The organism is Micromonospora sp. WMMD1120 (assembly GCF_029626235.1).
Taxonomy (GTDB): Bacteria; Actinomycetota; Actinomycetes; order Mycobacteriales; family Micromonosporaceae; genus Micromonospora.
The window spans coordinates 4,325,823-4,349,415 of the sequence record NZ_JARUBO010000005.1 but is presented as its reverse complement, the minus strand read 5'-3'; the positions used below and the strand labels follow the sequence as shown (position 1 = coordinate 4,349,415).

At 74.2% G+C, this 23,593-nt stretch carries 25 protein-coding genes; 14 read left to right on the top strand and 11 right to left on the bottom strand.

Annotated elements, in window-relative coordinates; all coding sequences use genetic code 11:
• Positions 1–11: 11 nt before the first annotated feature.
• Genes O7634_RS20365 through O7634_RS20350 form a run of 4 tightly spaced genes read right to left on the bottom strand, consistent with a single transcriptional unit; the run spans position 12 to position 4,571 of the window.
• Positions 12–728, bottom strand: a complete 717-nt coding sequence (locus tag O7634_RS20365; RefSeq protein ID WP_278154028.1) for an SIS domain-containing protein — start codon at positions 726–728, stop codon at positions 12–14.
• On the bottom strand, positions 725–1,942 hold the full coding sequence (locus O7634_RS20360) for a glycosyltransferase (RefSeq protein ID WP_278151707.1): 1,218 nt from the start codon (positions 1,940–1,942) through the stop codon (positions 725–727). The genes O7634_RS20365 and O7634_RS20360 overlap by 4 nt, the downstream gene beginning before the upstream one ends.
• Positions 1,927–2,901, bottom strand: a complete 975-nt coding sequence (locus O7634_RS20355; protein WP_278151706.1) for a glycosyltransferase — start codon at positions 2,899–2,901, stop codon at positions 1,927–1,929. Before O7634_RS20355 ends, O7634_RS20360 begins: the two co-directional genes overlap by 16 nt.
• Complete coding sequence (locus O7634_RS20350) at positions 2,898–4,571, bottom strand: HAD-IIIA family hydrolase (protein WP_347404273.1); 1,674 nt, start codon at positions 4,569–4,571, stop codon at positions 2,898–2,900. The genes O7634_RS20355 and O7634_RS20350 overlap by 4 nt, the downstream gene beginning before the upstream one ends.
• Positions 4,572–4,744: 173 nt before the next feature.
• Between O7634_RS20350 and O7634_RS20345 the strand changes: the two genes are divergently transcribed.
• The 3 genes from O7634_RS20345 to O7634_RS20335 all read left to right on the top strand — a co-directional run bounded on the left by O7634_RS20345 (position 4,745) and on the right by O7634_RS20335 (position 7,080).
• A complete protein-coding gene (locus O7634_RS20345; RefSeq protein WP_347404272.1) occupies positions 4,745–5,173 on the top strand; it encodes an SRPBCC family protein in 429 nt (142 codons plus the stop codon).
• Complete coding sequence (locus O7634_RS20340) at positions 5,170–6,171, top strand: SDR family oxidoreductase (RefSeq protein WP_278151704.1); 1,002 nt, start codon at positions 5,170–5,172, stop codon at positions 6,169–6,171. Before O7634_RS20345 ends, O7634_RS20340 begins: the two co-directional genes overlap by 4 nt.
• A gap of 141 nt (positions 6,172–6,312) precedes the next feature.
• The gene (locus tag O7634_RS20335; protein ID WP_278151703.1) at positions 6,313–7,080 is read left to right on the top strand and encodes a polyprenol monophosphomannose synthase; all 768 of its coding nucleotides are present in this window, start codon (positions 6,313–6,315) and stop codon (positions 7,078–7,080) included.
• A 142-nt stretch (positions 7,081–7,222) separates the two neighbouring features.
• Here the strand turns inward: O7634_RS20335 and O7634_RS20330 are convergent, their stop codons facing one another.
• Complete coding sequence (locus tag O7634_RS20330) at positions 7,223–8,830, bottom strand: NAD(P)/FAD-dependent oxidoreductase (RefSeq protein WP_278151702.1); 1,608 nt, start codon at positions 8,828–8,830, stop codon at positions 7,223–7,225.
• A gap of 72 nt (positions 8,831–8,902) precedes the next feature.
• On the opposite strand from O7634_RS20330, the gene O7634_RS20325 reads away from it, so the two are divergent.
• On the top strand, positions 8,903–10,336 hold the full coding sequence (locus O7634_RS20325) for an aldehyde dehydrogenase family protein (RefSeq protein ID WP_278151701.1): 1,434 nt from the start codon (positions 8,903–8,905) through the stop codon (positions 10,334–10,336).
• A gap of 76 nt (positions 10,337–10,412) precedes the next feature.
• Here the strand turns inward: O7634_RS20325 and O7634_RS20320 are convergent, their stop codons facing one another.
• Positions 10,413–10,814, bottom strand: a complete 402-nt coding sequence (locus O7634_RS20320) for a ChaB family protein (RefSeq protein WP_278151700.1) — start codon at positions 10,812–10,814, stop codon at positions 10,413–10,415.
• Between the two features lie 176 nt (positions 10,815–10,990).
• On the opposite strand from O7634_RS20320, the gene O7634_RS20315 reads away from it, so the two are divergent.
• The 4 genes from O7634_RS20315 (at position 10,991) to O7634_RS20300 (ending at position 13,356) form a co-directional block, all read left to right on the top strand.
• The gene (locus O7634_RS20315) at positions 10,991–11,977 is read left to right on the top strand and encodes a YihY/virulence factor BrkB family protein (protein WP_278151699.1); all 987 of its coding nucleotides are present in this window, start codon (positions 10,991–10,993) and stop codon (positions 11,975–11,977) included.
• Between the two features lie 101 nt (positions 11,978–12,078).
• The gene (locus O7634_RS20310; RefSeq protein WP_278151698.1) at positions 12,079–12,495 is read left to right on the top strand and encodes a DUF2795 domain-containing protein; all 417 of its coding nucleotides are present in this window, start codon (positions 12,079–12,081) and stop codon (positions 12,493–12,495) included.
• A 50-nt stretch (positions 12,496–12,545) separates the two neighbouring features.
• A complete protein-coding gene (locus O7634_RS20305) occupies positions 12,546–13,007 on the top strand; it encodes an SRPBCC family protein (RefSeq protein ID WP_278151697.1) in 462 nt (153 codons plus the stop codon).
• A gap of 97 nt (positions 13,008–13,104) precedes the next feature.
• Positions 13,105–13,356, top strand: a complete 252-nt coding sequence (locus O7634_RS20300) for a hypothetical protein (protein WP_278151696.1) — start codon at positions 13,105–13,107, stop codon at positions 13,354–13,356.
• Here O7634_RS20300 and O7634_RS20295 read toward each other — a convergent pair.
• Positions 13,314–14,594, bottom strand: coding sequence for an MFS transporter (locus O7634_RS20295; protein WP_278151695.1), 1,281 nt, complete (start codon positions 14,592–14,594; stop codon positions 13,314–13,316). The genes O7634_RS20300 and O7634_RS20295 overlap by 43 nt on opposite strands.
• 158 nt (positions 14,595–14,752) lie before the next feature.
• Between O7634_RS20295 and O7634_RS20290 the strand changes: the two genes are divergently transcribed.
• Positions 14,753–14,959 carry a hypothetical protein gene (locus tag O7634_RS20290; RefSeq protein ID WP_278151694.1) on the top strand — a complete coding sequence of 69 codons (207 nt, stop codon included), beginning with the start codon at positions 14,753–14,755 and terminating at the stop codon, positions 14,957–14,959.
• On the opposite strand, the gene O7634_RS20285 is transcribed toward O7634_RS20290, so the two are convergent.
• A complete protein-coding gene (locus tag O7634_RS20285; protein WP_278151693.1) occupies positions 14,956–15,405 on the bottom strand; it encodes a hypothetical protein in 450 nt (149 codons plus the stop codon). The two genes, O7634_RS20290 and O7634_RS20285, sit on opposite strands and share 4 nt — an antisense overlap.
• Before the next feature lie 214 nt (positions 15,406–15,619).
• Here O7634_RS20285 and O7634_RS20280 point away from each other — a divergent pair, with 214 nt between their 5' ends.
• The gene (locus tag O7634_RS20280; protein ID WP_278151692.1) at positions 15,620–15,973 is read left to right on the top strand and encodes a DUF6401 family natural product biosynthesis protein; all 354 of its coding nucleotides are present in this window, start codon (positions 15,620–15,622) and stop codon (positions 15,971–15,973) included.
• Positions 15,974–16,038: 65 nt separating this feature from the next.
• Here the strand turns inward: O7634_RS20280 and O7634_RS20275 are convergent, their stop codons facing one another.
• Positions 16,039–16,848, bottom strand: coding sequence for a hypothetical protein (locus O7634_RS20275; RefSeq protein WP_278151691.1), 810 nt, complete (start codon positions 16,846–16,848; stop codon positions 16,039–16,041).
• Between the two features lie 201 nt (positions 16,849–17,049).
• Between O7634_RS20275 and O7634_RS20270 the strand changes: the two genes are divergently transcribed.
• From O7634_RS20270 to O7634_RS20260, 3 genes are all read left to right on the top strand, one after another.
• Positions 17,050–19,176: a SpoIIE family protein phosphatase gene (locus tag O7634_RS20270; protein ID WP_278151690.1), complete on the top strand. Its 2,127-nt coding sequence runs from the start codon at positions 17,050–17,052 to the stop codon at positions 19,174–19,176.
• Positions 19,177–19,206: 30 nt separating this feature from the next.
• Positions 19,207–19,884: an HAD family hydrolase gene (locus O7634_RS20265; protein WP_278151689.1), complete on the top strand. Its 678-nt coding sequence runs from the start codon at positions 19,207–19,209 to the stop codon at positions 19,882–19,884.
• A 107-nt stretch (positions 19,885–19,991) separates the two neighbouring features.
• Positions 19,992–21,287, top strand: coding sequence for a cation:proton antiporter (locus O7634_RS20260; protein ID WP_278151688.1), 1,296 nt, complete (start codon positions 19,992–19,994; stop codon positions 21,285–21,287).
• 10 nt (positions 21,288–21,297) lie between these two features.
• On the opposite strand, the gene O7634_RS20255 is transcribed toward O7634_RS20260, so the two are convergent.
• Positions 21,298–22,236, bottom strand: a complete 939-nt coding sequence (locus tag O7634_RS20255) for an FAD-dependent oxidoreductase (RefSeq protein WP_278154026.1) — start codon at positions 22,234–22,236, stop codon at positions 21,298–21,300.
• A 122-nt stretch (positions 22,237–22,358) separates the two neighbouring features.
• Between O7634_RS20255 and O7634_RS20250 the strand changes: the two genes are divergently transcribed.
• Positions 22,359–22,571, top strand: coding sequence for a DUF3072 domain-containing protein (locus O7634_RS20250; protein ID WP_278151687.1), 213 nt, complete (start codon positions 22,359–22,361; stop codon positions 22,569–22,571).
• A 515-nt stretch (positions 22,572–23,086) separates the two neighbouring features.
• On the opposite strand, the gene O7634_RS20245 is transcribed toward O7634_RS20250, so the two are convergent.
• Positions 23,087–23,587 (bottom strand): metallophosphoesterase, encoded by a 501-nt coding sequence (locus tag O7634_RS20245; RefSeq protein WP_278151686.1) that lies wholly within the window; start codon positions 23,585–23,587, stop codon positions 23,087–23,089.
• Positions 23,588–23,593: the final 6 nt, after the last annotated feature.

Here is a 23,593-nt window from a genome sequence, read left to right as displayed (position 1 = left end):
CCTCCTCATCCTCACGCGTCGACCTGCGTCCCGGTCCCGCCGTCGAGCACCACCTCGACACCGGCGCGCACCGGCCCGGACGGCAGCCGACCGGCCGCGACGGCCCGGTCCGGCCCGGGGTGGACGACGGTCGCGGCGGCAACCCCGGCCAGGGCGGCGGGCAACTCCTGTTCGAGGTACTCGCAGAGCAGGTGACTGGTCACCAGGTGCAGCTCCTGGACGACCTGGGTGTCCGGGGAGGCGACCGCCAACACGTCGTCGCAGGCGTCGCCGAGCGGGTTGGGGGCGGCACCGGTCAGCGCCCAGGTGGTCAGGCCGACGGCACGGCCGGCCCGCGCGGCGGCCACCAGGTTGGGGCTCGCGCCGCTGGTGCTCAGCAGCAGCAGGACGTCCCCGGGCCGGCCGTGCGCGCGCACCTGACGGGCGTACACGTCGTCGTAGCCGTAGTCGTTCGCGATGGCGGTGAGCGCGCTCGTCTCGGCGTGCAGCGCGATGGCGGAGAGCGGCTGCCGGTCGTCGTGGAGCTTGCCGACCAGCTCGGCGGTGAGGTGCTGGGCCTCGGCGGCGCTGCCGCCGTTGCCGGCCACCAGCAGGCGACCCCCGGTGGCCAACCGGCGGGCCAGGTCGGCGCCCCAGCCTGCCAACTGCCGCTCGCACTCCCGGTACGGCACCAGGGCCGCGGCGAGATTGGTCAGGTGGGTGTCGAGCGGGCTTGCCGCCGGCATCAGGCCACCACCCCGGTCGGCCGGCGGACGGCGGCCACCTCGCTGTAGACCTCGACCAACCGTTCGGCGGTGGCCGCCCAGGAGTACCGGGCACGCGCCCGCTCGCGGGCCGCCGCGGCGTACCCGAAGCGCCGGATCCGATCGTCGAGCAACCCACGGATCGCGGCGGCCAGCGCGCGGGGGTCCCGCGCCGGCACCAGATCGCCCGTCGTCCCGTCGACCACCGTGTCCCGGATGCCGCCGACGGCGGTGCCGACGACCGGCACCCCGCAGGCCATCGCCTCCAGCGGGGTCAAACCGAACGGCTCGTACCAGGGTGCGGCGACCAGCAGGTCCGCCGAGCGGTACCAGCGGCCCATCTCCTCCCGGGGCACCGCGCCGATGAGGTGCACCCGGTCGGCGACCCCGCACGACGCGGCCAGGGCCCGCAGCCGCCGGGCGTACGGGTCGGTCTCCAACAGCCCCTCCGGCGGACCGCCGACGACGACGCACTCGGCGTCCGGAACCAGGGCCATCGCGCGGACCACGGTCTGGAAGCCCTTGCGCTCGACCAGCCGGCCCACGGTGAGGATCCGGGCCCGTCCCGGTTCCCGGTCGGCGGCCGGCCCGAGCGGTGCGAACGTCGTGAGGTTCACCCCGGAAGGCACGACAGTCATCCGGGACCGGGGCACGCCCATCCGGACCAGCTCCCCCACCTCGTCGCGGCACTGCGCGATGATCCGGTCCACCGAGCGGCCGAGTTCCCGTTCGTAGGCGATCCGTCGGGCCGGGCTGGTGTCCTGCACGCCCTGGTGGCGGCGTTTCACGGTGCCGAGCGCGTGGTACGTCTGCACCACCGGCACCCGGGTCTGCCGGCCGGCCGTCAGCGCCGCCAGGCCGCTCATCCAGAAGTGCGCGTGGATCACCTCGGGCACCCAGTCGCCGCCCCGCCACCGCTCGATCAGCCAACCGCTGAACTCCCGCATGTGCGGCAGGAGGGCGTCCTTGGCCACCGGCTCGGCCGGGCCCGCCGGCACGTGCACGACGTCGTACCCGTCCGGGCTGCGGACTGTCACCGGCAGGTCGGGCGCGTCCCGGCGGGTGTAGACCCGTACCTCGTGCCCGGCGGCGGCGAGCGCGGCGGACAGCTCGGCGACGTGGGTGTTCTGACCGCCGGCGTCCTCCCCTCCGAGGACGGCAAGCGGGCTGGCGTGCTCCGAGATCATCGCGATCCGCATACTTCCTCCTCCAGCAGCCGGTCCCAGTCAGCGAGGAAACGGTCCAGGCCGTACCTGTCGCGCGCGGCGGTCCGGGCCGCCGCGCCGGCCCGCCGCGCGGTCTCCGGTTCGGCGACGAACCGGCGGGCGGCGTCGAGCAGGGTGTCGATCCGGGTGGCGAGCGCCCCCGCCTGCGGAGGCACCGCCACCACCGCCTCGGTGGTGGCGAGCGCGACGACCGGCATGCCGATCGTCATCGCCTCGATGAGGCTGAGCCCGAGCGAGGTCCAGCGGCACAGGTGCAGGTACGCGCGCCGCCGCGCCAACTCGGCGTGCATCCGGTCCTGGGGCACGTCGTCGTGGCTGGTGAGCCGGTCGGCGGGCAGCCCCAGGTGGTCGGCCAGACCCGCGACGCCCATGCCGAACACGTCCAGCGGCGCGATCTCGGCGAAGCGGGGCAGCAGGTCGGTGCCGGTGACCCGCCCTCGCCGGATCGGCTCGTTGATCACCACGGCGAGCCGGTCCAGCTCCCCGGTGTACGACGCCGAGGGCGCGACGACACCGTGGTCGACCACCGTGGTGCGGCTGGCGCCGGTGTCCCAGAAGATCTGGTTGAACCCGGTGACGTGGGCGATCAGCAGGTCGTCACGGTCGGCCATCGGGTGGCGGGTGTTGGGCACGTCGCCCTTGGGGGTGTTGTGCTCCACGTAGATCGCCGGAAGGTCCCGGCCGGGGCGGCGGCGCAGCCACTCCTCGGCCCTGTCCAGCTCCTCGGGGCGTTGCAGGATGACGACGTCGACGTCGGCGTCCGGAAGCTCCTCCGGGGTGATCTCCACGGCGCTGTCCGGCCACGGGTAGGTGCGGGCCCGGCCGAGGCCGTACGGGCCGCGGTCGGGTGTGGTGGGAATCAGGTAGCGGTGGCCGCCGTGCACGAACGACGTGGTCCAGGAGCCGTGCACGTGCCAGAGCAGGATGTTCATCGGCCGCCACCACCGGCGGCGAGGGTCCGCACCGCGTCGACGACCTGGCCCGGGTCGATGCCGCTGACGCAGGGGTGACCGGGGACCGGGCAGTTGGCCGCCCGGGTGTCGCGGCAGGGCGCGGTGGCGTCGCCGAGCCGTACGGTGGGCACCCGGTAGGGCCCCCACTGACCGAACGGGACGGTCGGCGCGAACAGGCTGACCACCGGCACGCCGGCCGCGGCGGCCAGGTGCGCGGGCCCGGTGTTGCCGACCACGACGGCGCTGGCGTCCGCGATGATCGCGGCCAGTCCGGCCAGGTCGGTGCGACCGCCCAGGTCGGTGCCGCCGGCCGCCGCGACCCGGGCGGTGACCCTCTTCTCGTCGGGTCCGCCGGTGACCAGCACCCGGTGCCCGGCCGCGGTCAACGCCCCGGCGATCCGGGTCGCCACCTCGGGTGGGCAGGCCCGGCTGGACGCCGCCGAGCCGGGGTGCAGCACCACGTACCCCGGCTCGCCGGCGTCGGGCGGGCGCGGCGGCAGGGCGTCGGGGCGCAGCCGGAGCACCGGTTCGTCCCCGTCGGGCAGCCGGTGGCCGGCGGCGGCGGCCAGGGAGAGGGCCCGTTCGGGTTCGGGAACGCCCACCGGCACCCGGTGCCGGACGTCCAGCAGGGAGCCGGGATAGTCGTCGCTGATCGCGGCGACGCGGCCGACCCCGGCCATCCGCAGCAGCAGCGCCAGCGGCAGGGCCGACTGGTGGAACGACGTGAAGACCACCGCCTGGTCGGCGTCGACGGCCCGCAGACGCTCGGTCAGACGCCCGATGGCCGCCGGGTCGACCGGCGACGGGTTCGGGTCGATCCACGGCAGCGGATGCTCGATGATCTCGTCCACTCCGGGCAGCAGGTCGGCGGCGGCACGACCGCGCGGCCCGCACAGCAGCACCACCCGCTCCGCGCCGGCCGCGACGGCGCGGATCGCCGGCCCGGTGACCAGCACGTCCCCCGCCGAGTCCGACCGGACCACCAGCGCGGTCCGCACCGGGTCCCCGGCCGGGGCCGCGGGCCGCACGGCGTGTTGCCGGCGCAGGATCTCCGCCACCGCCGCCGGCAGGTCGGCGGCCACCCAGCCGGCGGCGGCGACCTCCTCCGGCCGGGTCACCGGGGTGGGCACCAGCACCCCCGCCGCCCCGGCGGCCAGCGCCGCGCCGACGTCCCGGCCGATGTCGCCCACCAGCACGCACCGGGACGCGGTGGTGCCCAGCTCACGGGCTGCGGCGTGCACCAGACCGGGCGCCGGCTTGCGGCAGTCACAACGGTCGGCGTCGTCGTGCGGGCACACCAGCCAGGCGTCGAACCGGCCCAGCAGTTCCTCGACGCGGGCGTGCACCGCCCGCATCTGCTCCTCGGTGAAGTGCCCCCGGGCCAGGCCCGACTGGTTGGTGACCACCGCCAGGCGCAGGCCGGCGGCGCGCAGCCGGTCCAGCGCCGCCCGCGCCCCCGGCACCGGGCGCACCTTCTCCGGGTCACCGTTGTACGGGACGTCCTCGATCAGGGTGCCGTCGCGGTCCAGCAGCACGGCGTCGTACAGGACCGGTCGGGGATCGGCGACAGACCCGGAGCCGGCCCGGCCAGCGGCGGCGTACACCCGGGCTGACCTGCGCTGATACGGATCCTCCTGGTCCTGTCGCACAGCCGGCGGGTTCCCGGCGCCCCGAGGAGTAAACGTGGTCGTCGAGGCGGTGGGCCAGCGCCGGCAGCGGCGCCCCGGATCGGCCTTACCCGCCGCGCGGGGAGAGCTAACCCCGCCGCTCGTTAGCCTCGCCTCGACGCGGGTATGGGAGCCCAGTGGCGATTGTGGAAAAAGTGATCCAAGCTCCCCCGCAGCAGATCTTCGACGTGCTCGCCGACGGGTGGACGTACAGCGACTGGGTGGTGGGCACGGCGCACATGCGCGACGTGGACGACGCCTGGCCCCGGGTGGGCAGCCAACTGCACCACCGGGCCGGGCCGTGGCCGTTCTCCCTCCAGGACGCCTCGACAGTGCTGGTCTGCGAACCGCCGCACCGCCTCGTGCTCAAGGCCGGGCTCTGGCCGGCGGGGGAGGCGATAGTGGCCTTCACCCTGCAACCGGTCGGCGACGGCGCCACCCGGGTGCGGATCGGCGAGGAGTTCGCCGCCGGTCCGCTGCGGTGGCTGCACAACAAGCTCAACGACATGGTCCTGCACCTGCGTAACAGGGAGACGCTGGACCGGCTGGCCGACATCGCGACGCGGCAGAAGGGTGCGCCGTGACGGAGACCGTCGTGGTGACCGGCGCGAGCGCCGGCGTCGGCCGGGCCGTCGCCCACGCGTACGCCGACCGGGGGGCCCGCCTGGCGCTGTTGGCCCGGGGCGAGGCCGGCCTGGCCGCGGCGGCACGGGAGTGCCGGCTGCGCGGCGCGCGCGACGTCCGCGTGTACCGGGTCGACGTGGCCGACGCGGGCGCGGTGCAGCAGGCCGCCGACGACGTGACGCACCACTGGGGCGGCATCGACGTGTGGGTCAACAACGCGATGGTCTCGGTGTTCGCGCCGGCCTGGGAGATCCCGGCACGGGAGTTCCGCCGGGTCACCGAGGTCACCTACCTGGGCACCGTGCACGGCACCCTGGCGGCGCTGCGGCACATGCGGGCACACGGGCGCGGCACGATCGTGCAGGTGGGCTCGGCGTTGGCCTACCGGGGGATTCCGTTGCAGTCGGCCTACTGCGCGAGCAAGCACGCCATCCAGGGGTTCAACGACTCGCTGCGCGCCGAGCTGCTGCACGACTGCCCGAAGGTGAAACTGTCCATGGTGCAGCTCCCGGCGATCAACACGCCGCAGTTCTCCTGGGTGCGTACCCGGCTGCCCCGGCACCCGCAGCCGGTGCCACCGATCTTCACGCCGGAGCTGGCCGCCCGGTCCATCCTGTGGGCCGCCGACCGGGGCACCCGGGAGCTGAACGTGGGCGGGCCGACGTGGCAGGCGCGGCTGGCCGACATCCTCTTTCCGGGCCTGCTCGACCGGAAGCTGGCCCGGGACGGCTACGACAGCCAGCAGACCGGCGCGGAGATCGACAGGGCGACCTGGCGGGACAATCTCGACCACCCGGGCGACGAGGACACCGACCGGGGCGCGGCGGGAGTCTTCCGGGACCAGGCGCGGGACCGCTCCGCGGCGCTCTGGGTCGGTACGCACAAACCGGTGCTGTCCGGCGTCGCGCTCACCGTCGCGGCGCTGACGCTCACCGTCGTCGCCCGGCGTCGGCGCTGACCGCACACGGCGGCCCCGGGCCGGGGCGGACCCCTGCGGGGGACGCTCCGCAACGCCCGGGAGGGGTGCCTCTTTCCCACCGAATGCGGCAACTGGATACCCTTTCGGGGAACCCCTGTCCGCAAACCGAGGATGTCCGACATGATCAAGCCGGTGCAGTTGCCGTCACCGTGGCGGGACGCACGCCTGACCGTCGTCGTGCCCACCTACAACGAGGCGGGCAACCTCCCGGCGCTGGTCGAGCGGCTGCTCGCGCTGGGGCTGCCGGGGCTGCGCATCCTCGTGGCCGACGACAACTCCCCGGACGGCACCGGCGAGGTGGCCGACAAGCTGGCCATCGAGCACCCGGACCGGGTCGAGGTCGTGCACCGCGCCGGCAAGGAGGGCCTCGGCAGGGCGTACGTGGACGGGATGAGCCGGGCCATCGACGGCGGCGCCGAGTACGTGGCGCAGATGGACGCCGACCTCTCGCACCCGCCGGAGGCGTTGCCGGGGATGTTGGGCGCGCTGCTCTCCACCCAGGCCAGCGTCGTCATCGGCTCCCGCTACGTGCCCGGCGGTGAGCTGGACGAGAACTGGCCGCTCTACCGTCGGGCGCTCAGCGGCTGGGCCAACCTCTACGTGCACACGCTGCTGCGGGTCCGCATCCGCGACCTCACCGCCGGCTTCAAGATCTGGCGCGCCGACGCGCTGCGCGACATCGACCTGGAACGGGTGCAGTCCAACGGCTACAGCTTCCAGGTGGAGATGCACTACCTCGCGACCAAGCTGGGGCACACCATCCTGGAGGTGCCGATCCGCTTCGAGGAGCGGCGCGACGGCGTCTCCAAGATGACCACCGCGACCAAGGTGGAGAGCGCCCTGATGCCCTTCCGCCTCCGCAGCAAACACCGCAACATCACCCGCTAACCCCAACCCCCACCCCGCCCCGCCCCGCCCCGCCCCGTTGATCATGAAGTTATGGCCACTCGCCGCGGCGTGTCGCAGCGATAACTTCATGATCAACCGTGCGGGGGGCGGGCGGGCACGGAAGGCGCGGCAGGTGGGTGGCTCAGTCTGGGTAGATGGCGCGGTGGGCGGTGGCGACTGCTGCGGCGTAGGCCCGGCCGGTGAGGGCACGGTCGCGGGCCAGGGCGGCGCGGGCCGCGTTCGCGCCGGGCGCGCCGTGCACCCCGCCGCCCGGGTGCGCCGACGCGCTGGCCAGGAAGAGCCGGTCCACCGGGGTGTCCGCCCGGCCCAGGCCGGGAATCGGCCGCAGGAACAGCTGCTGGTACGCCGCGGCGGTCCCGCCGCCGAGGGTGCCACCGACCAGGCTCGGGTTGCCCTTCTCCAGATCGGCGGGCCCGGCCACGTGTCGACCGACGATCAGGCTCCGGAAGCCTGGGGCCGCCGCCTCCAGCACGTCCTCCATCCGCTGCACGTGCCCGGCGACGTCCTCGGCCCGCCAGTCGGGCCGGAACGGCAGATGGGTGTACGACCAGAGCGACTCGGTGCCCGGCGGGGAGTGCCCCGGGTCGGCAACCGACATCTGCCCGACCAGCAGGAACGGGTCGCGGGGCAGTTCGCCCCGGGCCAGCTCGCCGGCGTAGTGAGTGAGCCCGTCCAGGTCCGCGCCGAGGTGCACGGTGCCCGCGCCGCTCAGCTCCCGGTTCGTCCACGGCACCGGCGCGGAGAGCGCCCAGTCCACCTTGAGCGTCGAGCCGTCCCAACGGAAGTGCGCCAGGTCCTCCACCAGCCGTGGCGGTAGCGCCGCCGCGCCGACCAGGTCGAGATAGAGCGCCGGCGCCGGCACGTCGGCGAGCACTGCCCGACGGGCCCGCCACAGCGCGCCACCGACGGTGCGCACGCCCATCGCCCGACCCCGGGCGGTGAGCACCCGGTCGACCCGGGCGCCGTAGATGATCGCGCCGCCGCGCTGCTGTAGCCGCGCCACCAGCGCGTTGGTGATCTGCTGCGCGCCGCCGTCCGGCACCGGCCAGCCGACCTGCTGCCCGAGCATGGCCAGCAGCCACCCGTACACGCCGGAGCCGGCCTCCTCCGGGGACAGGTCGGTGTGCAGGGCGCACCCGGCCAGCAGCGCCGGCCCGCCGGGCCCGTCGAAGAGTTCGTCGCCGAGTTTGCGGACCGGTACGACCAGCCGACGGGCCAGCCGCAGCGCGCCGGCGACCCGGAGCCGACGCAGCAGACCCAACCCGCCGCGCACCGGTGGGAACGGCGAGGTGATGGCGTCCAGCATCGGCTCGGCCACCTCGACCCAGTCGGTGTACGCGTTGAGCCAGCGCTTGCCGTCACCGGGCGCGAACTGCTCCAGCGACGCGGCGGTGACGTCCGGGTTCCGGTTGATCACCGCGGCGCGGCCGTCCGGCAGCAGATGGGCCAGCACGTCCGGCGCGTGCCGCCAGGACAACCCGTAGCGGCCGAGGTCGAGGCCGCCCAGCACCGGTGAGGCGTACCCCAGGGGGTAGAACGAACTGTAGAGGTCGCTCAGGTAGCCGGGCGCGGTGACCTCGGCGGAGCGGACCGCGCCGCCGGGCACCGCTGTCGCCTCCAGCACCACCACCTCCCAGCCGGCGTCCGCCAGCAGGTTGGCCGCCACCAGGCCGTTGTGACCGGCCCCGACGACGACGGCGTCCGCGCTCGGTGCGGCGGTGGTTGTCATCCGATCCGCCTACCCGGCACGCGACCGGACGAAACGCGTTTGCCGCGACCGGCCCCGGGCATGCAGCGCCGCATGTACACGGTTGCGCAGCTGGTGGGCGGGGTGTGGGGCGCCGGCGGTGACGGCGGCGAGCTGGTGGTGCGTGATCCGGCCGACGACACGCCGGTGAGCACGGCGCCGGTGGCGACTGCCGACGAGGTCGGCAAGGCTACCCAGGCGGCCCGCAACGTGGCGGCACAGTGGGCGGCGACCGCGCCGGCCGAGCGGGCGGCCGCGCTGCACCGGGCCGCCGACGCGGTCGCGGCGGTCACCGAGGAGTTGGCCGCGGCGGTCACCGCCGAGATGGGCAAGCCGTTGGCGGACGCCCGCGGCGGCGTCGAGGCGGGCATCGGCACCCTGCGACAGTACGCGGAGCTGGCGCCGCTGCGCGGCGGGCGCACGCTGAACGGCGCGGCGGACGCGGTGGACTTCCTGACCCCGCAGCCCCGCGGCGTGGTCGCCGCGATCACCCCGTGGAACGACCCGGTGGCGGTCTCCTGCGGCCTGCTGGGCGCGGCGCTGGTGACCGGCAACGTGGTGCTGTACAAGCCGAGTGAACGGACACCGGCGACCGGTTGGCTACTGGCCCGCGCGCTGGACGGGGCGCTGCCGGCCGGGGTGCTGTCGCTGCTCACCGGCGGCCCGGAGGTCGGTGCCGCGCTGGCGGCGCAGGAGGTCGACGTGGTGGCCCACGTGGGTGCCACCGCGACCGGGCGGTCGATCGCCGCCGCGGCGGCGCGCACCGGGGCGAAGGTGCTGCTGGAGAACGGCGGCAGCGACCCGCTGGTGGTGGACGCGGGTGTCGACCCGGAGTGGGCGGCGCAGCAGGCGGCCCTCGGCGCGTTCGCCAACGCGGGGCAGATCTGCGTGGCGGTGGAGCGGATCTACGTGCACCGCGACGTTGCCGACGACTTCGTGGCCGCGCTGGTGCGGCGGGCCGGGGCGCTGCGGGTCGGACCCGGTCGGGACCCGGGCACCGAGCTGGGCCCGCTCGTCGACCGGCGGCACCGGGACCACGTACACGGGCAGGTGGCGGCGGCGGTGGCGGCCGGCGCCCGGGTGCGGGTGGGTGGCGAGGTGCCGGACGGGCCCGGGGCGTTCTACCCGGCGACCGTGGTCACCGACTGCCGGCACGACATGCCGTTGGTGCGGGAGGAGACGTTCGGGCCGGTGGCTCCCGTGGTGGTCGTCGACTCGTTCGAGGAGGCGTTGCGCTGCGCTGCGGACTCGCCGTACGGGCTGGCCGCCACCGTGCTGACCGCGTCGATGAGTCACGCGCAGCGGGCCTGGCGGGAGCTGCCGGTGGGCACCGTCAAGGTCAACGCGGTGTTCGGGGGCGCGCCCGGCGGTGCCGCGCACCCGCGCCGCGCCAGTGGGCAGGGCTTCGGGTACGGCCCGGAGCTGCTGGACGAGTTCACCGCCACGAAGGCGGTGCACATCGAGGCGCCGGGCGGCGGGCACTGGTGAGGCGGACAGCACGGGCGGACGCAGGGGTGGAGCGCCCGCCCGTACCGCGTCGAGGGGTGCGCCACGCGCGGCGCGGTCAGTCGCCGCGGGCCTTGCGGGTGGCGCGGTCGTTGGCCTTCTCGATCGCCGTGACCAGCTCCGGCTTCGTCATGCTGGAGCGGCCGGGCACGTCGAGCTTGCGGGCCACCGACATCAGGTGGTCCTTCGTGGCGTTGGCGTCGACTCCACCGGCGGTGGGGGCGCGCCGCTCCGGTCCGCCACCTTCGGCCTGCTGGTCGCTGGGGCCCTTGCGGCCCTTCGGCTCCCAGTGGTCGCCCACCTTCTCGAACTGGTGCTTCACGGCGGCGAAGGCGGTCCGGTGCGACCGCTCCCCCTCGCCGTAGGTCTCGACCGCCGAGTCGTGCGTCTTCTCCCAGGTGCGCTGCGCCTTGTCCGGGGAGCGTCGCAGCGTGCTGGGCATGTCCTCGCGCCCGGGCATCTCGTCCTCCTCCGTGTCGACAGTGTCACCATGACCGTTCCCCGCTCGGGCGGCGGCAAACCCTAGCGGGCGGCGCCGGCCGCTGGGCGGGTTTGTCGATTTCCCCATCCGGGTACCGGCGGGCCAGGCCAGACCGGACGACCGGTCATCCGGCGGCCGGGGCGCAGGGAGCGGGCATGACGACCATGGAGCCCGGAACGACGCTCGACGGCGCACCGCGCGCGCGGGTGCCCCGGCGGGTACGGCAGCTGAGCTGGCGGACGTGGCGTGGGGTGCTGGTCCGCAGCGTCCGCAACTTCGTCACCGACAACTGCTCCGACTGGGCCGCCGCGCTCACCTACTACGGGGTCCTCGCGCTCTTTCCGTCCGCGATCGTGGTGGTGGCGCTGGTGGGCCTGGTCTCCTCGGGCGAGCAGACCGTGGACACCGTTGTCGACCTGGCCAACCAGGTCGGCGCCGGGTCGGTGCTGACCGACGACAACGGCGGAGTCGTCGGGGTGATCCGGTCGGTGGTGGTCGACCAGAGCAACCCGCGGCTGCTGCTGAGCTTCGGCCTGCTCGGCGCGCTGTGGTCCGCGTCCGGTTTCATCGGCGCGTTCACCCGCGCCTCCAACGCCGTGTACGGGGTGACCGAGGGTCGACCGGTGTGGAAGCTGCGTCCGCTGCAGATCGGCCTGGCGGCCGTCACGCTGGTGCTGCTCGCGGTGGTCGCCCTCGGCCTGATCGTCAGCGGCCCGGTCACCGACGCGGTCGGCGACCTGATCAACGCCGGCGGCCTGGCCCGCACGACCTGGAGCGTCGCGAAGTGGCCGGTGCTCGCCATGATCATGATGGTGCTGCTGTCCCTGCTGTTCTGGATCGCCCCGAACGTGCGGCAACCACGGTTCCGCTGGCTCACCCCGGGCGGCGCGGTGGCCCTGGTGTCCTGGGTGGTGGCCTCCTTCGGCTTCGGCCTCTACGTGGCGAACTTCGGCTCGTACGACACCACCTACGGCAGCCTGGGTGCGGCCATCGCCTTCCTGGTCTGGCTCTACCTGTCCAATTCGGCGCTGATGCTCGGTGTGCAGATCAACGCGGAGGTGCAGCGTGGGCGGCGGTTGCAGGCCGGCGACTCGGACCCGGAGGACCCGGTGCTGCCGCCACGCCGGCCCGCCGACGACTGACCTCCGCCCGCGCGCCGACTGTCCGATCCGGGGCCGGCGCGACTGCCGGTTCGTGGTCCGGTGCCGGTTTACCGGGCGGGGTGCCGGGTAGCGCAGAAGGCATGGAGCGTGGCAACAGCAAGCACGGACCGAGGATCGACGAGCAGCTGAGTCAGGAGGTCAGCGGGCTCGTGCAGGGCCCCGGGACCGGCGGCTCGCGGGTCGACGAGTCGCGGGTGCCGGAACCGGCCGGGGAGGACCAGCCGGAGACGACCACCGCCCCGGGCGGTGACCTGCGCACCGGCACCCCGCAGGGCATGAGCTCCACCGACGTCGAGCAGCGCAGCCGGCTGGGCCGGTTCATCTCGATGAGCGCGCTGCCGGGTGACCGCCTGGTGCTCGTCGCCAGCGCCCGCGAGAACGAGGCGCCCGACGACATCGTGGCGGCGCTGCAACGGCTGCCCGAGGGCACCGTCTACCAGACGGTGTCCGAGGTCTGGGCCGCCCTGGGCAACAAGAACGAGACAACGCGCTGGTGAGCGGGTCGCCCCCGACCCGGCAATCCACCAGCGACTGAAGGAGGTTCCCGATGGGTAATGTCACCGAACACGTCGACGTTTCCGTTCCCGTCCGCACCGCATACGACCAGTGGACGCAGTTCGAGGAGTTCCCCCAGTTCATGGAGGGCGTCCAGGAGGTCCGACAGCTCTCCGACACGATGACGCACTGGACGGTGGACATCGCCGGGGTGAAGCGCGAGTTCGACGCGGAGATCACCGAACAGCTCCCGGACGAGCGGGTCGCCTGGCGCTCGACCGACGGCACCGAGCAGGCCGGCGTGGTCACCTTCCACCGGCTCGACGCCGACAAGACCCGGGTCACCCTGCAACTCGAGTTCGAGCCGCACGGGGTGGTCGAGCAGGCCGGCGACAAGCTCGGCATCGTCGACCGCCGGGCCAAGGGTGACCTGGAGCGGTTCAAGACCTTCATCGAGCGACGCGGTCAGGAGACCGGCGCGTGGCGGGGCTCGGTGGACCGCCCGCAGCCCTGACCCGCAGCACTGTCGCCCGATGGCCGCCGGAGTTCCCGGCGGCCATCGTGCTGTCCGGCGCCGTTTGCGATCAATCGGCCCGGGTACGGCTGTGGACATGACAGATGACAACAGGGTGTGGCGGGACGAGGAACGGCTGCCGCTGGAGGAGTTGGAGCGCGCCGTGTCGGGCTCCACCCTCGACGGGCAGGCCGACGACGTGACCGCCAACGATGCCGGCGAAGAGGCGGCCTTCGGACACGGTCCGGCGGCGGCCGACCGCGACGGGCCGGGCAACACCCGGGAGGCCACCGACCCGCAGCGCGCCTACCGCCCGTCCACCACCGGCCGGACCGGGCCGGACGTCTGATCCGGCGCGGCCGGCTGGGCGGGCAGCACCGAAACGGGCGAGCCCGCGGCCGGGCGGCGCGCCCCCCACTCGTGCAGCAGGAGCAACCCCAGGGCGAGCGCCAGCAGTGCCGAGCCCAACACCTGCACCGAGGTGTTGCCGATCAGCACGCCCAGTCCGGCCGGCACGAGCGCGGCGCCGATGCCCGCCGCGCCGATCTGCAACCCGATGGCGCGATCCGCGTGCGCCGCGCCCACCCGTTCGGCGGTGGTGAGGGTGAGCAGCGGAAACACCGGCGCGGCGGCGAAGCCGACCACGACCAGGCCGAGCACCGCCAGCGCCGCCGGTCCGGGGACCGCGATCAGCGCCGCGCCGACGACCATCCCGACGAGGCTGAGCCGCAGCACCAGCCCCGCCCCCAACCGCTCGGCCACCACGCCCTGCACGACCCGGCCGACGAAGAGACTTCCCCAGTACGCCGAGACGCAGCCGCCGGCCACCGCCGCGCTTAGCCCACGCCCCTCGGTCAACAGCAGGAACGCCCACAGCCCGGCGGAGACCTCGATCGCCACGTACAGCGCGAAGGCGAGCGTTCCGGACCAGACCGCCGGCAGCCGCAACGTGTCCCGGACCGGCACCCGGACGCTCGACGCCCCCGCGCCCGCGGTGTCCGCGTCGGCGCTGCTCAGCGCCCCGCGCTGCCAGGCCCGGACGGTGAGCGCGAACGCGGTGGCGAGAATGAGCTGGGCGGCGGCCACGATGCCGTACCCCCAGCGCCAGGCCAGCCCGGCGCTCAGCACGGCCGTCATGATCAGCGGGCCGATCGCCACGCCCAGCCCGAAGAAGGCGTGCATCCAGTTCATGTGCCGCGGCCCGAAGGCCCCGGCGGCGTACGCGTTCAACCCGGAGTCGATCGCGCCGGAGCCGAGCCCGAGCAGGAGCGCACAGGCCACCAGCACGACCAGCGCCGGGCTCAGCGAGTAGCCGGTCAGCGCCAGGCTGGCCAGCACGGTGCTGCCGGCGAGCAGGGCGCCCACGCCGATCCGGGCCAACGTGAAGCCGGCCAGCACGCTGGAGGTGAGGTAACCGATGGTGCCGGTGGTGATCACCCACCCGACCGCCTCGGTCGGTACGCCGAAGTCGTCGCGGATCGAGGGCCAGCCGACGCCGAGCAGCCCGTCCGGGAGGCCGAGGCTGACGAAGGCGAGGTAGGCCAGCAGGAGCAGCGAGGCGCGGGGGCGCGCGGGCGGGGTCGACACGACTCACCATCCTGCCGCAGGCGCACCCTAACGTCGTCGGCACCCGATCGCGCGCCGCGCAAAGAAGTCGTGTCCGTACGGTCGAGAAAACGGACAGCTCATCCAGAATCGGCCGATCGGAGGACGGCAAAGCGGCGTGTTCGCGTAAGAATTTCGGGATGCATCAAGGCTCCGGAATCCTCTCGACGCGTCAGCGCCGGCTCGCCTGGCTCGGTTTCCTGCTCGCGGCGTTGCAGGCACCCGTGTCCGCCTGGCTGGTCAGCGACGACTCCTGGCTGTTCAGCCTCTGCGTCGCGCTGATGGTGGCCACCGTGATCATCGCCGACGACGCGGCGCGGCGTCGTCCGGCCGACGCGACCGACTAACTCGTCTCCTCCGGCCGGGCCTCGTGCCCCGGCCGTCCCCGGGTACGGCGGCGCTCCTTCATCTCCGCCTCGTACAGGTGCCGCCGTCCACCCACCAACTCGTCGCGGGCCCACTGGTCCAGCTCGCGGAAGAGCGCGTGGTAGCCGTCGTCGAAGTCCTCGACGATCTGGAACGTCCACCGTCCTGCGATGACGTTGCGGCCCACCAGCTCCGTGTCGATCCGTTCGGCGATCGGCGCGTGCCCGGCGTCGCGGAACTGTCGCACCGCGTCGTCGAGCATCAGGTCGGCGTGCCCGATCAACTGGTGCAGGGAGTACAGGTGCCCCCGGGCCCGCTCCACACACTCAAGCGCCTCGCTGAGCTTGCCGAGCGCGGCCACCGTCGCGTCGCTGACCCCGTCCGGTCGCCGGTGCCGCTCGTCCGGCCCATCCGCCTGCTGTCCCATCCGTACCTCCGTGCCGCGTGCCGCCTCCGGCGGCCCTCCATGCCGGTGCCGCCTCCGGCGGCCTCCGCGGTGCCGCTTTCGGCGCCGGATCACCTGCTGCCCCGTCTGCGCCGGATCAACCCTCGGGGTCAGCGACGTTCACCCCGGTGGCGCAGCCGACATCCGCCGAGCGGCCGAGGTCGACGCCGTCACCTGTCGGTTAGCCTCGGTCACCATGCGTGTGCCGTTCCACCGGGTCGCCTCCGGTACCGCCGTCGACTCGGCGCGGTCCACCCTGGCCGCCCTCACCGTCTCCGTCGGCACGGTCGGGCTGGCCGCCGCCGCCGCGCGTCCGGGGTTGCTGGCCCTCGTCGACCAGCACGCCGCCGCCGTACGGGACAGCCTCGACGGGGACCGCCGGCCGCTGACCAGCGCGGCGCTGGCCGGCTACGCCGAGGGGGTCCGCTCCGCGGCCCTGGAGCACGGGTGGTCGCCGCCGGTCGGGCCGGTGGACTGGAGCAACCCGGAGTGGCCGCTCGCCCGGTTGCTCGCGGTCTGCGCGCTGGCCCGCGCCCTCGACCGGGACTGACGCGCGAGGAGGGCGTCCCGCGTCGTCCGCGGAACACCCTCCCACCTGCCGTACGGTACGTCCCGTTACGAGCGGTACTGCTGGGCCTCGTCCACCCGTGGCATGGCCTGCGTACGGTCGCCCCCGCGGTCGGCCATCTGCCGCTCCACGTCGCTGCGTCCGGCCGACTGGGCCTGACGCTGCTGCTGCACCGCCCGGGCTTCCCTCGCAGCCCGGTCCAGCCAGCCATCCCAGCGCCTCTGCATCGGCTTCACCAGGCCACCACCGACACCGACGATCAGGATGCCGGCCACCGTGGCGAGCACCGCGATCAGGACCGGCGTGGTCACCGTGGTGGCGATACCCACCTGGTTCAGCGCGGCGATCACGCCGAGGGCGATGATGAAGATCGCCGTCAGGTCGGCGAGGACCTTGCCGTACGAGAGTCCCCCCAGCGCCCCGGTGACCAGATCCCGGACGGCGTTGGCGATCGCGGCCGCGACCACCACGATGACGATCGCGATGAACGCTCGCGGCAGCCAGGCCACCACGCCGCTGATCAGGTCACTGATCGCGTTGGGTCCCCAGACTCCGAAGGCGAACTGCAACGTGAACAGCAGTACGGCGTAGTACGCCAGTCTGGCCAGGATGTCGCTGGCGTCGTACTTCGTTCTCTCCAGGGCCCGTTTGATGCCACCCCGTTCGACCGCCTGGTCGAAGCGCACCCGCTCCAGCACCGTATCCACGATCTTGAGGACGGCTCTGGCGATGAGCCAGCCGACCACGAGGATGACGATGAAGGCCACTGCCTTCGGGATGAAGAGCAGCACCGACCTCCAGGTGTCGGCGATGGCATCGCCGATGTCGGCCTGCCGGACCGCGAGGGTCTTCAGCATGATGTCCCCTCCTGTCGCATGGAACTGCGCCGGGCGCATACCCGGCAACCGGTCCGGCAGTCCGCGCAGCATGCGGCGTTTTTTCCGACAGAACCCCGAACAGGGGCCGTGAACTGCCCGGACGGTCGGGTCGACGACCGGGGCGACGGCCCACCCGCCGCGGTCGGATACCTCTTTCGACCGGCCGACTAGGCTGCGGACATGCCAGGAACGGTCGGGCGAGTCCCCACGCCAGCAACTCCGGGCCCGGGCGCACCCGACCGGTCCGGCGCGACCGCTGCCGTGCTCGCGCACGACTGGGCGAGCACCCCCCTGGGCCCACCCGAGTCCTGGGACGTGGCGGTCCGGGCCGTGATCGAGCTGATCCTCGCCTCGCCCATGCCGATGGTCCTGGCCTACGGCGACGACCTCGTCCTGCTCTACAACGACGGTTACGCGGAGTTGCTGGGCGCCAGCCATCCCTGGGCCCTCGGCCGTCCGGCCGCCGAGGTGTTCGCGGAGATCTGGGCGCTGCCGGGGGTCGGCGCCGTGGTCGAGCGCTGCTACCGGCAGGGAGTGCCGTTCCTGGAGAAGGAGTCCACGCTGCCGCTGGTGCGGGGGCACTCCGCGACGGCCCGGCAGGCGGTCTTCACCCGGGGCCACTCGCCGGTACGCGACAGCACCGGACGGATCGTGGGCGTGTTGACGGTGGCGGCCGAGACCACCCACGTCACCGAGCAGTTGCAGAGCCTCAGCCAGGTGGCCGCGGCGCTCGCCGGCACGCTCACTCTCGACGACGTGGCCCGGGTGGCGCTGCGGTACGCGATCACCACGTTCGACCCCGACCAGGCCTCGTTCGCCGTCGACGAGGGCGGCGGCGGCTGGCGCATGGTGCGCCGCGTCCGTGGCGAGTTGCTGGACGAGGCCGACGAACGGCTTCCCCCGCTCTGGCGGCGGGCCGCGCCGGACTGGTCGGCCCCGGTGGTGCAGGCGGCCCGCTCCAGCGCTCCCTCGTTCGTCCGCGACGGGCAACCGCTGCGGGACACCGCCGTGGACCGCCACGACCAGAAGGTCCGGGCCATGGCCGCCCTACCTCTGGGCACCTCGGTGGTCCGGGGCGGGTTGGCGGTCGGCTACCAGGCCCCGCATACCTGGTCGCCCGCCGAACGGGCGCTGCTGGCCGCGTCGGCCGAGCTGATCGGCCAGGCCGCGGAGCGGGCCCGCCGGTTCGAGACCCAGCACGGCACCGCCCAACTGCTGCAACGCAGCATGCTGCCGGAGCACCTGCCCGACCTGCCCCGGCTACGGCTCGCGGCCCGCTACGACCCGGGTGTGGACGGCAACGCGGCCGGCGGCGACTTCTACGACGCGTTCCTGCTACCCGACGGGGCGCTCGGTGTGGTGCTGGGTGACGTCGCCGGCCACGACGTGCAGGCCGCCGCGCGGATGGGGCAGGTCCGGGCCGCGTTGCGCGCGCTGGCCCTGGCCGACCCCGCGCCCGACGCGGTGCTCGCCGGCCTGGACCGGCTGGTGACCAGCCTCGGCGCGGAGGCCGGCACGCACGAACTCTTCGTCACCGTGGCGTTCGGGGTGATCGACGCCGACCGGCGGGAGCTGACAGTGGCCAGCGCCGGTCACCCCGCGCCGCTGATCCGCCGCGGCGGCCCGGAGGGTCGGTTCCACGCCGAGTACGTCGACGTCCCGGCCGGCCCTCCACTCGGCCTGGGCGGACGGCCGGGCACCGCGACCGTCGCGTTCCGGCCGGGCGACACCCTGCTGCTGTTCAGCGACGGGGTGGTGGAACGTCGCCGGCAGAGTCTCAGCGCCGGCCTGGCCACCCTCGGCGAGGCGGTCGCGAAGGCCGGCAGCGGTGACCCGCGCGCGCTCTGTGCGGTGGCCACCGCGGCGATCCCGGGCGGCACCGAGGACGACGTGGCGGTGCTGGCGGTCGAGCACGCGCTCATGCCGAGTCGGTCGGCGAGCATGGAGGTGCCGGCCGAGCCGACCGCGCCGAGCCGGGTCCGGCACTGGCTCACCGGGCAGCTCACCGAGTGGCAGGTTCCCGAGTCGGTGATCGGAGCGGCGGTGCTCTGCACCAGCGAGCTGACCACCAACGCGTTGCTGCACGCCGGCACCGCCGCCCGGGTGGAGATCGACCTCAGCCCCGAACGGCTGCTGGTCTCGGTCGCCGACTCCGGCACCCGGGGCACCGTGACCCGCGCCCGCACCGACACGTTGAGCAGTCGTGGGCGGGGTCTCGGGCTGATCGAGGAGCTGAGCGACGCCTGGGGCACCGACCCGTCGGTCCGCGGCTCCACGGTCTGGTTCGAGATCCTGACGCCGCGTTAGTAAGACCATCGGACGGGCAGGAGGACACCCATGCGTACCGATCGGCCCGCCGGGGTGCTCTTCGACGTCGACGGCACCCTTGTCGACACCACCTACCTGCACACGGTGACCTGGTGGGAGGCGTTACGGCAGACCGACCAGCAGGTGCCGATGGCGAGTGTGCACCGTTCGATCGGTATGGGGTCGGACAAACTCCTCGACCACCTCCTCGGCCCGGAGCGGGACCGGGACGGCGACACGCGGTTACGCGACGCCCACGACACCCTCTACGCCGAGTACTGGCAACGGCTCACACCGCTGCCCCGGGCCGCCGACCTGCTGCGCGCCTGCGCCGAGCGAGGGCTGCGGGTCGTCCTCGCCACCTCCGCCTCGGGTCCCGAGGTGGAGTCGCTGCGCCGGGCGCTGGCCGCCGACGACGTGATCGACACGGTCACCTCCTCCAGCGACGCCCAGCAGAGCAAACCGGCGCCGGACATCCTCGTCGCCGCGCTGGAGCAGTCCGGGTTGGCCGCCGAGCGGGTGGTGTTCGTCGGCGACTCCGTGTGGGATGTCGCCGCGGCCGGCGCGTTGCAGATCCCCTGCGTGGGACTGACCTGCGGGGGGACCAGCCGCGGCGAGCTGGCCGGCGCCGGCGCGGTGGCGGTGTACGACGACCCAGGCGCGCTGCTCGACGAGTTGACGACCTCGCCACTCGTCCGGCCCCGCTGAGACCCACTCCTTTTCACCGGCCCGTGCGCGCATAGCGGGGAGCCCCGCGGGGCATGGTCTGTCACCACCTGCCCCGCGCGTCGCGGGTGCGGCGGAAAGGTGGTGCCGTGGAGCCGGTAGATGTCGCGTTCGCGCTGGTGGGCGTGGGCGCCCTGTTGGCGGGCATCCTCCCTCGGGTGCTGGAGCAGCGCCCGCTGTCCATGCCGATCGCCTTCCTCGCCCTCGGCATGCTGGTGTTCCTGCTGCCGGTCGGCCTGCCGACACCGGACCCGCTGGCCCACCCGGAGCTGGCCACCCACCTCACCGAGATCGGTGTGATCGTCGCGTTGATGGGCGCCGGACTCAAGATCGACCGGCCGTTGAGTTGGCGGCGGTGGTCGTCCACCTGGCGACTGCTGGCGATCGCGATGCCCCTGTGCATCGCGGCGGTGGCAGTGCTCGGCTGGTGGTGGGCGGGGCTGGTGCCGGCCGCCGCGCTGCTGTTGGCCGCCGCGCTCGCCCCGACCGACCCGGTGCTCGCCGCCGACGTGCAGGTCGGCGAGCCGACCGACGTGGAGGACTCCGAGGACGAGGTCCGCTTCGCGTTGACCTCCGAGGCCGGCCTCAACGACGGGCTGGCGTTCCCGTTCGTCTACGCCGCCATCGCCATCGCCTCGACCAGCCTCGCCCCCGGCGACTGGTTGGCCGAGTGGTTCGCCGTCGACGTGCTCTGGAAGGTCGGCGTCGGCGTCGGCGGTGGCCTGCTCATCGGCTGGCTGCTCGGCAAACTGTTCTTCCGCGCGCCCAGCGAGCTGCGGCTGGCCCGGCACGCCGAGGGCTTCCTGGCGCTGGCCGCCACGTTCCTCGCGTACGGGCTGGTGGAGGTGATCGGCGGGTACGGCTTCCTGGCGGTGTTCGTGGCCGCGCGGGCCATCCGCGCCGCCGAGCGGACCCACGAGTTCCACTCGGTGCTGCACGACTTCGCCGAACAGGTCGAACGGCTGCTCACCCTGGTGCTGTTGCTGCTGCTCGGCGGCGCGATAGTGGGTGGCCTGCTGGCGCCGCTCACCTGGCCGGCCGCCGCCGTCGGGTTGGCGCTGGTGTTCCTGATCCGACCGCTGACCGGCTGGTTGTCACTGCGTGGCGCGCGGGGTCGACCGGCCGAACACTGGGTCATCTCGTCGTTCGGCATCCGCGGCGTCGGCTCGTTCTACTACCTCGCGTACGCCACCACGAAGGCGGACTTCCCGCAGGCCGAGCTGATCTGGGCGACCGTCGGTCTGGTGGTGCTCGTCTCCGTGGTCGTGCACGGCATCGCCGCGACACCGGTCATGCAACTGCTCGACGCCGAGGGCGAGCGGACCGCCGACCCGTCCGAGCGGGACGACGACGCCCGCCCGGTCGCAGCGGCCGGACACGCCTGAGCGCGAGGGCTCAGCCCAGGCGGGCGACCAACGCACGGCCGAGATCCGTCCCGGAACGCCAGGCGCTCTGCACCTTCGGCTCGCCGAACGCGTCGCCGGCCAGGCCGATCCCGTCGGCGTCGAGGTGGTGGGTGACGGCGGGGACGTCACCGGTCGGCTTCGCGTACGTCCAGCGGTGCACGTGCGTGTCGACCGCCGGCTCGGGCAGCCCCAGCAGGTCCCGGACGGCCTGCTCGATGGCCGGCCCGGCCCCGGTGGGCTGGGCCAGGTGGCCGGCGGCGAAGTCCGGCACGGTGTGCGCGACAAGCACCGGCGCGCCGTCCCCGCGCCGGTCGCCGTCGTCGCAGACGAGGCTGAGAATCGGGTGGTCGTTGACGAACGCGCCCCGGAAGCCCGGCCACCGTCGGGTCGGGAAGCGCAGCACCGCGGCCAGCGTCGGCGACCAGCGCTGCGCCTGCACGACCCGGGTGGCCTCGGTCAGCGCCGGGTCGAGCAGCAGGGCGGCCTGCGGGCCGGGCATGGCCAGCACGACCGCCGCGCACCGCTCGCCGTCCACCACGGGCCCCGGCTCCACCCCGAGCACCAGCCGGTCGACGGTCACCGGCACCCCGTCGGCCAGGTGCTCCACCAGCGAGCGCAGGCCACGCGGGGCGGCGAAGCGCATCGGACCCGGCACCTCGTGCCGCCCGCCAGGGCCGTACGCCTGGAAGGTGTCGGTCCACTCCCGGACCAGCCCGGCCGCGCGCCACCGCTCGACCACCTCGGCGAAGTCCGGGTCGTCGACCGTGAAGTACGCCGCCCCGATGTCGGCGGGCCGCCCCTGAAATCGCTTGCTGGCCATCCGGCCGCCGCGCACGTGCCCCCGCTCCCTGACCCGCACCGGCACCCCGGCCCGGGTCAACTCGACCGCGCAGGCCACGCCGGCGATACCCGCCCCGACCACCACCACACCCGACCGGTCCACGCTCATCCGGTGATCGTAGGGGGCGACCCGGCAGGCGGAAGCCCGGCAGGCATGAACGACACGGTATCGGGGTAGTGGCACACCTGTTCGAAGAAAGGGTGATGGCCATGACGGACCGCAACAACGAGCACACCGACCCGCGCGCGATCAAGGACCCGGACGAGTGGGTCACCGGCGACGAGCCGCCGACAGCGGCCCAGGAGTCCTACCTGGCCACCCTGGCCCGGGAGGCCAACGCGGACGTGCCCGACGACCTGACCAAGGCCGAGGCGTCCAAGCGCATCGACGAACTCCAAGCCGAAACAGGCCGAGGCCAGTAGCCCCCCGCCGCACATTCCCCGTACTCCCCCCGCCGCCCCGCCCCGCGCCGCGCCGGGCCGGGCCGGGCCGGGCCGGGGCGGGCCGGGCCGGGCCGGGCCGGGCCGGGGCGGGCCGGGCCGGGGCGGGGCGGGCCGGGGCGGGGCGGGCCGGGCCGGGGCGGGCCGGGCCGGGCCGGGGCGGGCCGGGCCGGGCCGGGGCGGGGCGGGCCGGGCCGGGCCGGGCCGGGGCGGGGCGGGCCGGGCCGGGCCGGGGCGGGGCGGGCCGGGCCGGGCCGGGCCGGGGCGGGGCGGGCCGGGCCGGGCCGGGCCGGGCCGGGGCGGGCCGGGGCGGCCCCGGCCCCGGCCCCGGCCCCGGCCCCGGCCCCCGTCGATCTTGCACTTTTGGTCGAGGTTATGCCCCTTGTGCCGCTTATGTCGCAGCAGAAAGTGCAAGATCGACGTGGACGGGCCGCGGGAGCGGGCCCGCGGACCCGGGCACGGGCGCGGACCCGCGAGGACGCGCTGGGCGTCGGGGTTTAGCGGTGGGGGAGGTTGTGGAGTTTTACCTCGGTCAGGTGGCCGGCGCGGATGTCGGCGGTCAGGTAGGTGGCGTGGGGTTGGGCGCGGCGGTCGGTGGGTGAGCCGGGGTTCAGCAGCCGCAGCCCGCCGGGCGCCTCGGTGTCCCAGGGGATGTGTGAGTGCCCGAAGACCAGCAGGTCGACGTCGGGGAAGCGGGCCGCGCACCGCTTCTCCCGGCCGGCGCGCGGCCCGGTCTCGTGCACCACGGCGACCCGCAGGCCGTCCAGCTCGGCTCGGGCGACCTCCGGCAGCCGGGCGCGCAGGGCCGGGCCGTCGTTGTTGCCGTACACCCCGATCAGCCGGCGTGAGCGCGCGGTCAGGGCATCCAGCAGGCTCTCGTCCACCCAGTCACCGGCGTGCACCACCACGTCGGCGTCCTCGATGGCGGCCCAGAGGGCCCTGGGCAGGTCACGGGCCCGCTTGGGTAGGTGGGTGTCCGCCGTGAGCACCAGACGCATTCCGAC